Here is a 10,617-nt window from a genome sequence, read left to right as displayed (position 1 = left end):
GGCGTACTGCTTGGGTGGCGCGCCCGACTGTCCCGCCTCGGCCGCCGGGATCGACATGTCGAGCCGCGTCTCGATGCGCTCGATGCGTTGCAGCAGAGCGCTTTCGGTGTCGCTGGCCGAGGGCAGCAGCAGCCGCGCGCACACCACCTCGAGTAGGAGCCGCGGTGCGGTGGCGCCGCGCATCTCGCCGAGCCCGGCGTGCACCACCTCGGCGTAGCGGGTCAGCGTCGCGGTACCCAGGCGGGTGGCCTGTTCGCGCATCCGCTCGAGTACGTCTTCGGGTCCGTCGACCACACCACGGGCGGCGGCGTCGGGCACCGACTGCAGGATGATCAGGTCCCGGAACCGTTCCAGCAGGTCGGTGGCGAACCGGCGCGGATCGTGGCCGGCGTCGATCACCGCCTCCACGACGCCGAACAGCGACGCGGCGTCACCTGCGGCCAGCGCGTCGATCGCGTCGTCGATCAGCGCGACATCCGTCGCACCCAGCAGCGACAGCGCCCGCGCATAGGCGACGTGGTTGCCGTCGGCACCGGCGAGCAGCTGGTCGAGCACCGAGAGCGTGTCGCGCGGTGAGCCGCCACCGGCGCGGATCACCAGCGGGTACACCGCCTCGTCGACCGCGACGTCCTCCTGCGCGCAGATGCGTTCCAGCAGCGAGCGCATGGTCCGCGGCGCCAGCAGCCGGAACGGATAGTGGTGGGTGCGCGACCGGATGGTCGGCAGCACCTTCTCCGGTTCGGTGGTGGCGAACACGAAGATCAGGTGGTCCGGCGGCTCCTCGACGATCTTGAGCAGCGCGTTGAACCCCGCGGTGGTGACCATGTGGGCTTCGTCGACGATGAAGATCCGGTAGCGCGACTGCGCGGGCGCGTAGAAGGCGCGGTCGCGGAGTTCGCGGGTGTCGTCGACGCCGCCGTGGCTGGCCGCGTCGAGTTCGACGACGTCGACGTTGCCGGGCCCGTTGGGCGCCAGCGCGACGCACGAGTCGCACACCCCGCACGGCGTCGCGGTCGGGCCCTGCTCGCAGTTCAGCGAGCGGGCCAGGATGCGCGCCGACGAGGTCTTGCCGCAGCCGCGCGGACCCGAGAACAGGTACGCGTGGTTGATCCGGCCCGACGTCAGCGCCGTCGACAGCGGCTCGGTGACGTGTTCCTGGCCGACGACTTCGGCGAAGGTCGCGGGTCGGTACTTGCGGTAGAGCGCCACGCTCAGCAGGCTACCGGCGCGGTGTGACGAGTCGACACGTCAGTCCTTCAACAGCGACTCGGTCGCCGACAGCAGCGCGCAGGTGGCCAGACCGTCGATCGCCGCGCGCAGCTCCGGCTCGGCGGGCATGGTCGGGGCGATCCGGATGTTCTTGTCCTCCGGGTCTTTTCGGTACGGGAAGGTGGCACCGGCCTCGGTGACCGCGATGCCTGCGTCCTTGGCCAATGCGACGGTGCGCCTGGCCGTGCCGGGCAGCACGTCGAGGCTGATGAAGTAGCCGCCCTTGGGTTCGGTCCACGACGCGATCTTGGACTCGCCCAGCCGGTCGGAGAGGATCTCGAGCACCGCCGCGAATTTCGGGGCCAGCAGCTGCTGGTGGCGCTGCATCTGCAGCCGCACCCCGTCGGCGTCGCGGAAGAACCGCAGATGGCGCAGCTGGTTGACCTTGTCCGGGCCGATCGTCTTCTTGCCGGCGTGCTGCAGGTACCAGGCGATGTTGCCCAGCGACGCGCCCAGGAAACTGACGCCGGCGCCGGCGAACGTGATCTTCGACGTCGACGCGAACACCAGCGGCCGGTTCCCGTTGCCGGCGGCCTCGGCCAGCCCGAGCACGTCGACATTGCGGACGAAGTCGTGCGTCAACGTGTGCACCGCATACGCGTTGTCCCACATCAGCCTGAAATCGCTTGCCGCCGTGCGCATCTGGACAAGCCTGCGGACGTTCTCCCAGGAGAAGGTGACCCCGGTGGGGTTCGAGTACACCGGCACGCACCACATGCCCTTGATCGCGGGGTCGGCGGCGACAAGCTCCTCGATCATGTCGACGTCGGGGCCGTCCTCGAGCATCGGGACGGTGATCATCTCGATGCCCAGGCTCTCGGTGATCGCGAAGTGCCGGTCGTAGCCGGGCGCCGGGCACAGGAACTTCAGCGTCGGCTCCTGGTTCCAGGGCCGGGGCGAATCCGCGGTGCCGTGCAGCAGCGAGAACACGATGACGTCGTGCATCAGCTCGAGGCTGGCGTTGTTACCGGCGATCAGGTTCTGCACCGGGATGCCGAGCAGCTCGCCGAAGATCGCCCGAAGCTCCGGCAGGCCGTGCACGCCGCCGTAGTTGCGCACGTCGGTGCCGTCGCCGTCGCGGAAGTCCTCCGCACCCGGAAGCTCGAGCAGCTTGTTCGACAGGTCCAGCTGGGCTGCCGACGGTTTGCCGCGGGTCAGATCCAGTTTCAGACCCTTGGCCTGCAGTTCGGCGTAGTTGCGTTTCTGCTGCTCATGGTGTGCGGAGAGCTCGTCTCGGCCGAGCGACAGAAATGACACCGGACGCCTTTCACCTGGGGAGTGCGGAAAAGAAGGGGACCCCGCGCACCCGCCAGAGCCCATTGACCCTTGCTGCCTTCCGGCCCTGGGGGAGTTCACAGGATGGACGCCGCGCGGGGTCCACGGCGAGTCTAATACTCCAGCGACGGCGGGTGGCCCGCGCATCGTGACCGGAGGCCCCGCCAGGTCCGCTACCATGGCCCGCGGAGGATTCGCCTAGTGGCCTATGGCGCTCGCCTGGAACGCGGGTTGGGTTAATAGCCCTCGCGGGTTCAAATCCCGCATCCTCCGCACTCGGCCCGGGGTGCGACGGATTTTTCGGTCGCACCCCGGCCAAACCGAAGCGATCAGTGCTCGTCGCAGAGCCGACGAGCGCGTAGGAGGAGTATGAGCCGCACCGTTGCGGTGGTCTGGCACGCGTCGTTCTGCGTCGTCGCCGGGGTTCTGTACTTCTTCTTCGTTCTTCCGCGCTGGCCCGAGCTGATGGGCGACACCCCGCACACGCTGGGCACGGTGTTGCGGATCGTGGTCGGCGCGCTGATCGGGCTGGCGGCGTTGCCCGTCGTCTTCACCCTGCTGCGCACCCGCAGGCCGGAGTTCGGCACCCCGCAGATGGCGCTGACGCTGCGGACCTGGTCGATCGCGCTGCATGTGCTGGCCGGCGTGCTGATCATCGGCGCCGCGGTCAGCGAGATCTGGCTGTCGCTCGACGACGCCGGCCGGTGGTTGTTCGGCATCTACGGTGCGGCCGCTGCGGTCGCGCTGCTCGGGATTTTCGCGTTCTACCTGGCCTCGGTGGCCGAGATGCCGCCGCCACCGCCGAAACCCCTGAAGGTCAAGGCGCCGAAGCAGCGGCGACGCGGTCGCGGCGAGGCCGAAGGCGAAGTCGAGGCCGAGGGCACTGCGGAAGCCGAGGTCGGCGAGGCCGAAGAGACCGAGCCGGCCGGGACCGAGGAGCCGGTGGTGGCCGAGACTGCCGAGGAGGCTGAGGCTGCCGAAAAGACCGAGGCTGCCGAGGCGGCTGAGGCGGATCCCGGAGCCGACGACGACGAGTCCGAGGGCGGCAAGCTGCGCAACCGCCGACCCGAACCAGCCCGGCGTCGCCGCAGACGGCTGCGCGGCGGAGTGGCCGTCGAGGACTGACGTCCCCGGTTGAGCCGTCGCCTATCGGGCAATATGGACGCATGGGCAAAATCCCCGTCCGGCGCCTCTTCGCGCCGCTGCTGATCGCACTGGCCGCGACAATGGCCGTCGTGGTGCCCGTGACCCCGGTCATGGCCGCCCCCGGCGACCCGATCGCCGCCGCAGCGCAGGTCGAGCCGACCGTGGTGCGTATCGACACCGAAATCGACTACCAGCGCGCCTTCGGCAACGGCGCGGGCATCGTTTTGGACCCCAACGGTCAGGTGCTGACGAATTTCCACGTCGTCTCGGGCGCCGACCGCATCACCGCCAGCGTCGGCGGCCGGTCCTACCCGGCCGAACTGGTCGGCTACAACCGCAAGCGCGACATCGCGGTACTGCAGCTGATCGGTGCCGCCGGGCTGCCCGCCGCCCCGATCGGTGACTCGACGCAGATGGTCGAGGGTGAGCCCGTCGTCGCACTGGGCAACGCCAACGGCACCAACGGCCCGCTGACCCGCGAGGTCGGCACCGTCACCGGGTTCGGCCGCGCCGTCAGCGCCGAAGACGCGCTCACCGGCAGCAAGGACGAGCTGACCGGGCTGTTCGAGTTCGCCGCACCCGTCGTCGCCGGCGACTCGGGCGGACCCGTCGTCAACAGCGCCGGCCAGGTCGTCGGCGTCACCACCGCCGCGTCGGTGAACTACCGCTTCGGCCCCGGCGGCGAGGGCTACGCGATCCCGATCAACGACGCGATGTCCATCGCGAACCAGATCCGCTCCCGCGCCCCGTCCGCGGACGTGCACATCGGCCCGCCGGTGCTGCTGGGCGTCGGGGTGCGCACCGCGCAGCGCGGGCCGGGCGTCCAGATCGCGGACGTGCTGCGCGGCGGACCGGCCGAGCGGGCGGGTCTGCTGCCCGGCGACCGGCTGCTGGTGCTCGACGGCACCGCGCTGGACTCGGCTACCACGCTGACCTACGTGCTCGACCGCCACTATCCGGGCGACGTGCTCGACCTGGTGTGGCTCGACGGCAACGGACAGGAGCGCACCGGCAAGGCGACGCTGACGCCGACGACGTTCTAGCTCGCGCTCTAGTCGAGGCCTGCGATGAGCAGGTCGAGTTCGAAGTCGAACTGTTCCTCGGCGTCGCGGCGCTGCGAGTCCGCCGACGACAGCACCCGCCGCAGCGCGGGATAGGTGTCGGCGGGTTCGGCTTCGAGGGCAGCGGCGGTCTCGGCGCGGTGCCGGTGCATTCCGGACGCGGTCTGCGCGGCGCTGTCGTGGGCGGCGGACTGCGCGATGTTGGACGCCGCGGTCAACGCGTGCCGGGCCGTGTCGGGGTCGAACCCGGCGCTCAGCAGCGCGGCCAGCACGCGGTCGGCCAACGCCAGCGCGGCCGCCGCACCGATTCCGCGCAGCCGGTTGAAGTCGGTCGCCACGCCGACCTGGATCAGCCCGTCGCGGAACGCAACGGCATAGGCTCGCAGCACTTTCCGCCAGTCCCCGTCTTCCGGTAACTCCACCCCACCGAGTTCGCGCTCGAACCGGTCCAGCAGCACCAGCGAGAGCAGGCCCTCGCGGTCACCGACGTAGTAGTGCAGCGCCTTGCGGCTGACGCCGAGCGCGTCGGCGACGGCCTGCATCGTGAGATCTCGGCTCGTCAGGCCGCGGGCCGCCGCGACGATCTGATCCCGGCTGATCCGCGGCGGACGACCCCTGGTCCGGCCGCTCATCGGCTCAGCGTAAGCGGAATCGGGTGAATTTTCGCCGATCGGCAAAAAAGCGGACACCGTGTTCCTATGCTGTGCGGGTGCCAAACACTTCCTATCGCGTCGTCCAGTGGACCACCGGCAATGTCGGCAAGAGTTCGGTGGAGGCGATCGCCAAGAATCCGAACTACGAACTCGTCGGCCTCTACGCCTGGTCGAAGGACAAGGTCGGCAAGGACGCCGGCGAGCTGGCCGGGATCTCCCCGCTCGGAGTGAAAGCCACCGACGACGTCGACGCGTTGCTTTCCCTCAAACCCGATGTCGTGGTCTACAACCCGATGTGGATCGACGTCGACGAACTGGTGCGGATCCTGGAGGCCGGCGTCAACGTGGTGGCGTCGGCGTCGTTCATCACCGGGCACAACCTGGGCGCGGGCCGAGACAAGCTCGAGGAGGCGTGCAAGCGCGGCGGGTCGACGCTGTTCGGGTCCGGGGTGAGCCCGGGCTTCGCCGAACTGCTGGCGATCGTCGCGTCGACGGCGTGCGACCGCGTCGACAAGATCACCATCTCCGAGTCTGCGGACACCACGCTCTACGACTCCCCCGACACCGAACGGCCGGTCGGCTTCGGCACCGCGATCGACGACCCGAACCTGGCGCCGATGGCGGCCAACGGCACCGCGGTGTTCGCCGAAGCGGTGCGACTGGTCGCCGATTCGATCGGCGTCGAACTCGACGAGATCAAGTGTGTGCCCGAATATGCCCAGACCACAGAGGATCTCCCGATGGCGTCGTGGACCATCCCGGCCGGACATGTGGCCGGTGTGTACGCCAGTTGGCAGGGCATCGCCGGCGGCAAGACCGTCGTCGACATCAACGTCCGCTGGAAGAAGGGCCAGACGCTGGAGCCGGACTGGCAACTCGACGGCGACGGCTGGAAGATCACCATCGACGGCAGGCCCACGGTCAACATGCAGGTCGGATTCCTCCCGCCGCCCGACATGATCGAGAACGCCAAGACGATCGAGGACTTCTTCGTGCTCGGGCACATCATGACCGCGATGCCGCCGATCCACGCGATCCCGGCGGTCGTGGCGGCGGCGCCGGGCATCGCGACCTACAACGACCTGCCGCTGCCGCAGGCGCGCGGGGTGGTGATTTAACCCGCGACCTGCAGCACGTTCGCGCGCAGTTGGGCTGCGGGCGGGCCTTCGAGCACCACGTCCTTGAGGATCTTGGCCTGGTCCTTGTGCACGGTGAACTCGCCCTTCTGCGGGGCGTTGCCGCCGACGACTTCGTAGAAGACGGTGAACGGTGTCTCTGGCAACGGGTGCAGGCCAACGTATTTCGGCTCGATCGTGTACTTGTAGGTGCAGCCCGGCGCCTCCGGTGGGCACTGCTGTTCGGTGACGATGACGTTCACCGTGAACTCCAACGGGGTCGGCACCTTCGGGGTCGGCGGCGCGAAGGTGGTGCGCGGCGTCGACGCCTGCGGCGGCTGGTCGGGTGCGGTGATGCTGCCGAAGATCATCACCGCGGCCACGCCGACGCCGCTGGCGACGATCGCGATCAGCGCGATACCGGCCAGCCACTTGCGGGTGGTGGTCGTGATCAGTTTGCGGCGACGGGTCGCGCCGCCGCCGAGCGCGGCCTTGGCGGCGGCCCGACGTTGTTTCCGTCGCTTCCAGCGGCTGCGCACCGGGACGGGCGGGGGTTCGGGAACCTTGTTGTAGCGCTGCTGTTCAGGGGTCGGCGTAGTCTGCAATGCACCTTGTGCGACAACGGCTTTCGGGTCGAGCACCTGGACCGGGCCGACGCCGGCGAAGCGGGCCTGGAGCAGCGGGATGCGGGACGACCCGCCGGTGAGGTGGATGGGGACGGGCTGGTCGTGCTGGCGGATGGTGTTGGCGTGGAACAGCAGGCTCTCGGTGAGCCGGACCGCGCGGTCGACGTCGGCGGCGATCAGCGCCTCGAGCTGGGCGCGGGACAGGTGCAGCGTTTCGCTGCCGGCGGCGCCGGAGACGACCAGCGGCGCGGACTGTTCGGCAGACAGGGTTTCCTTGGCGATGCGGGTGGTGTCGGCGAGCCGCAGTTGAGCGGAGAGGTCGGCCGCGTCGGCCGCCTCGGCAGCGAGCGCAGGGTTGGTGGCTTGGAGCTGCTGCAGCGCCCACGCCTTGATCCGGGCCTCGAAGTCCAGGCCGTCGAAACCGTCGGCGGCGGTGACCGTGAAGGTGCCGTCCTGCTGGCGGTCGAGGACGGAGACGCCGCAGGTGCCCGCGCCGATGTCGACGACGGCGATACGCTCGGCTTGGGCCGCGGTGTGGTAGGCGGCCGCGGCGGAGGCCTCGTCGACCAGACGCATGCGGTGCTGGTCGATGCCGGCGACTTCGCCCGCGGTGGCGAGGCGTTGGATCACGGTCTCGTGCCAGTGATTCGGGTAGGTGAGCACGACCTCGCCGGGGGGTTCACCGGTGAACGCGGCGGTCTTGGCCAGGGCCTCGGAAAGCACCGCGGCGACGAGGTCGGTCTGGGGTAGGTACAGACCCGCGATGTTGACCTCGATCTGGTCCATCCGCCGTTTGGGGGTGGGGTCGTAGGCGGCGGGGTCGGCGTGGCCGGCGAGCACCGCGGCCTCGCCGGCGGTCAGCATCCGGCCGGCCGAGCACACGACCGCCGAGGGCATCAGTGTGCCGGTCGATGACAGCGGGACGTCGCGGATCGCTCCCTGGGAGTCGCGAAACGCCACCGTCGTGTTCGACGTGCCGAAGTCCACCGATAACAACACTGCACCCCCTGCCCGTGTGACCGACCTGATCACTTCACCATCTTGCGTCACACGGGCGGTCGGCGGGTGCAGGAACGCCCGGTCAGCTGTCCTTGACCGGGTTGCCGTCCTCGTCCCAGTTGGCGGCGACCTTCTTGCTCGGCTGCACCCGCGGCGGCTCACCGGGCATCTTCGGGTAACTCGGCGGATACGGCATATCACCGAGTCCGCGCTCTTCGTCGGCCTTGACCATGTCGAGCAGCTTCTTGATCGACTGCGGTTTGGCGTCGATGCCGGCCCACGGATCCGGCCGTCCCGCAATGAAATCCGGCACCGTGGCGATCGTGTAGTCGTCGGGGTCGGCGTCGCGCAGCTCGTCCCACGTCAACGGCGTCGACACCGTGGCGATCGGCGTCTTGCGCGCCGAGTACGCCGACGCGAACGTCCGGTCCCGCGCGTTCTGGTTGTAGTCGATGAAGATGCGCTTGCCGCGCTCTTCCTTCCACCACGAGGTCGTCACCGCGTCGGGTGCCCGCCGTTCCACCTCGCGGGCCAGCGCGATACCCGCCCGCCGCACCTCGATGAAGTCCCAGTCCGGCTTGATCCGCAGGAAGATGTGCACACCGCGACCACCCGAGGTCTTGGGATAGCCGACCAGGCCGAGTTCGTCGAGCAGGGGTTTGAGCACGTCGACGGCGACGCTGCTCGCATCGGCGAATCCGGTTCCCGGTTGCGGGTCGAGGTCGATGCGCAGTTCGTCGGGATGCTCGGTGTCCGGGCACCGCACCTGCCACGGGTGCAGTGTGACCGTACCCATCTGCGCGGCCCAGGCGATCGCCGACGGATGCGTGACTTTCAGCGCGTCGGCGGTGCGACCGGACGGGAACGTCACGGTGCACGTTTCCAGGTAGTCGGGATGCTTCTGCGGTACCCGCTTCTGGTAGATCTCCTCGCCCTCGATGCCGTCGGGAAACCGCTGCAGATGCACCGGCCGATCCCGCAGCAGGGTGACCATCGGTTCGGCGACCGCCAGGTAGTAGTCGAAGAGCTTGCCCTTGGTGCCGTTCTTGCCCAGCTTCGGGAAGTAGGGCTTGTCACGGTTGGTGAGCCGTACCTCGATACCGTCGACGTCGATTTGCTCTGCAGGCGTGGCCATCTCAGGACTCCAGGACATCGTAGAGGTCGTAGTTCAGCGGTACGTCGAGTTGACCGAAGGTGCAGCTGCGGGGGTCGCGGTCGGGACGCCAGCGGCGGAACTTCACCGCGTGCCGGAAGCGTTGGGCGCCGCTGTTGCCTTCCATCTGGTCGTAGGCCACTTCGCAGACCTTCTCGGGCCGCAATGGAATCCATCGCTTGTCGGCGGCGGAGTTCCAGCGGCTGGGGTCGCCTTCGCGCATCTCGTCGCCTTCGCGCAGCGGCTCCAGTTCGGCGAGCAGTTTGAGTCGGTCCTTGGCGGTGAACGAGGCTGCGCCGCCGACCATTTGGAGCTCGCCGTCGTGCCGGTAGAGGCCGAGCAGGATCGATCCGATGCCTTCGCCGCTCTTGTGGATGCGGTATCCCATCGCCACGCAGTCGGCGTCGCGGGCGTGTTTGACCTTGATCATCTCGCGTTTGCCGGGCAGGTAGTGGCCGTCGAGTCGTTTGGCGATCACGCCGTCGAGGCCGGCGCCTTCGAACTCCTCGAGCCACTGCGCGCCCAGTTCGGGGTCCTCGGTGGTGCGGGTGACGTGGCACCACTGCTTTTCGTTCACCGCATCTCGTAGCGCTTCGCGCCGCGTGCGGAACGGCTGCTTCATCAGCGAGGTGTCTCCGGTGGCCAGCGCGTCGAAACCGATGAAGTGGGCGGGTGTCTGTTCCGACAGCATCTTGATCCGGCTGGCGGCGGGGTGGATGCGCTGGCTCAGCGACTCCCAGTCGAGCCGGGTGCGGCCGTCGAACTCGCGGGGGACGACGATCTCGCCGTCCAGTACGCAGCGGGGAGCGAGTTCGTCGCGCACCGATTCGAGAACTTCGGGGAAGTACCGGCCGAGGTCCTTGCCGCTGCGCGACAGCAGCACGACCTTGTCGCCGTCGCGGAACACCAGGGCGCGGAAGCCGTCCCACTTCGGCTCGTAGGACCACACACCGGTTTCCTGGGGCACTTTGGCCTGAGCCTTGGCCAGCATCGGTTCGAGCGGTGGCAGTACGGGGAGATCCACCTGGCCCATTATTGCGTTCACGCCACTGCAGACCGCCGGCATCGAGGAATGTCATCGTCGCGGCCGCGGTCGCGGAGCCGCCGCCGGGCGTGGTGGGGTTTCCGCGGCGTCAGTTGGCGTCGCGGTCGGTGTCGGTGGGGTCGGGTCTTTCGGCGCGGTCGTCGTCGCTGGCGTCGTGGGCGCCGTCGTCGGGGATCAGGTAACGCTCGGGGTGGTGGTAGTTGTTGACCCGGGCCTGGCCGGTGTCCAACTGCGGTGGGGGTCGCCATTCGGTGCGGCCGTCTTTGCGTTTTCCG

Annotated in this window: 9 protein-coding genes, 1 tRNA gene, 1 other RNA gene and 1 pseudogene; 4 read left to right on the top strand and 8 right to left on the bottom strand. The window is 68.9% G+C overall.

Features of this window, described 5'->3' with window-relative positions; genetic code table 11:
* The 3 genes from BHQ18_RS28635 to ffs form a co-directional block, all read right to left on the bottom strand.
* Positions 1-1,209, bottom strand: a 1,209-nt coding sequence (locus BHQ18_RS28635; RefSeq protein ID WP_131815746.1) for a DNA polymerase III subunits gamma/tau, incomplete at its 3' end; no start/stop codon positions are given.
* A 39-nt stretch (positions 1,210-1,248) separates the two neighbouring features.
* Positions 1,249-2,526: an aspartate aminotransferase type Ic gene (locus BHQ18_RS28630; RefSeq protein WP_069417014.1), complete on the bottom strand. Its 1,278-nt coding sequence runs from the start codon at positions 2,524-2,526 to the stop codon at positions 1,249-1,251.
* Positions 2,527-2,556: 30 nt separating this feature from the next.
* An RNA gene (ffs, locus tag BHQ18_RS28625) (signal recognition particle sRNA small type) lies at positions 2,557-2,651 on the bottom strand.
* A gap of 80 nt (positions 2,652-2,731) precedes the next feature.
* On the opposite strand from ffs, the gene BHQ18_RS28620 reads away from it, so the two are divergent.
* From BHQ18_RS28620 to BHQ18_RS28610, 3 genes are all read left to right on the top strand, one after another.
* A tRNA-Ser gene (locus tag BHQ18_RS28620) sits at positions 2,732-2,817 on the top strand.
* 96 nt (positions 2,818-2,913) lie between these two features.
* Positions 2,914-3,669: a lipid uptake coordinator LucA gene (locus tag BHQ18_RS28615; protein ID WP_069417013.1), complete on the top strand. Its 756-nt coding sequence runs from the start codon at positions 2,914-2,916 to the stop codon at positions 3,667-3,669.
* Between the two features lie 41 nt (positions 3,670-3,710).
* A complete protein-coding gene (locus BHQ18_RS28610) occupies positions 3,711-4,733 on the top strand; it encodes a S1C family serine protease (RefSeq protein WP_069417012.1) in 1,023 nt (340 codons plus the stop codon).
* 8 nt (positions 4,734-4,741) lie between these two features.
* On the opposite strand, the gene BHQ18_RS28605 is transcribed toward BHQ18_RS28610, so the two are convergent.
* Positions 4,742-5,383 (bottom strand): TetR/AcrR family transcriptional regulator, encoded by a 642-nt coding sequence (locus BHQ18_RS28605; protein ID WP_069417011.1) that lies wholly within the window; start codon positions 5,381-5,383, stop codon positions 4,742-4,744.
* Positions 5,384-5,460: 77 nt separating this feature from the next.
* On the opposite strand from BHQ18_RS28605, the gene BHQ18_RS28600 reads away from it, so the two are divergent.
* Positions 5,461-6,522, top strand: a complete 1,062-nt coding sequence (locus BHQ18_RS28600; RefSeq protein WP_069417016.1) for an NAD(P)H-dependent amine dehydrogenase family protein — start codon at positions 5,461-5,463, stop codon at positions 6,520-6,522.
* Here the strand turns inward: BHQ18_RS28600 and BHQ18_RS30875 are convergent.
* The 4 genes and pseudogenes from BHQ18_RS30875 to BHQ18_RS30710 form a co-directional block, all read right to left on the bottom strand.
* On the bottom strand, positions 6,519-8,132 hold the full coding sequence (locus BHQ18_RS30875) for an Hsp70 family protein (RefSeq protein ID WP_109789446.1): 1,614 nt from the start codon (positions 8,130-8,132) through the stop codon (positions 6,519-6,521). The genes BHQ18_RS28600 and BHQ18_RS30875 overlap by 4 nt on opposite strands.
* Positions 8,133-8,226: 94 nt before the next feature.
* On the bottom strand, positions 8,227-9,279 hold the full coding sequence (gene ligD / locus BHQ18_RS28590; RefSeq protein WP_069417010.1) for a non-homologous end-joining DNA ligase: 1,053 nt from the start codon (positions 9,277-9,279) through the stop codon (positions 8,227-8,229).
* 1 nt (position 9,280) lies between these two features.
* Complete coding sequence (locus tag BHQ18_RS28585; protein ID WP_069417009.1) at positions 9,281-10,330, bottom strand: ATP-dependent DNA ligase; 1,050 nt, start codon at positions 10,328-10,330, stop codon at positions 9,281-9,283.
* A gap of 100 nt (positions 10,331-10,430) precedes the next feature.
* Positions 10,431-10,617: pseudogene (locus tag BHQ18_RS30710) on the bottom strand (HNH endonuclease signature motif containing protein); the annotation flags it as partial.

The sequence above is a fragment of the Mycolicibacterium flavescens genome (genome assembly GCF_001722335.1).
In the GTDB taxonomy this organism is placed as follows: Bacteria; Actinomycetota; Actinomycetes; order Mycobacteriales; family Mycobacteriaceae; genus Mycobacterium; species Mycobacterium flavescens.
Note: the sequence above shows the minus strand (reverse complement) of the source record. Positions and strands in the feature narration are given on the sequence as shown.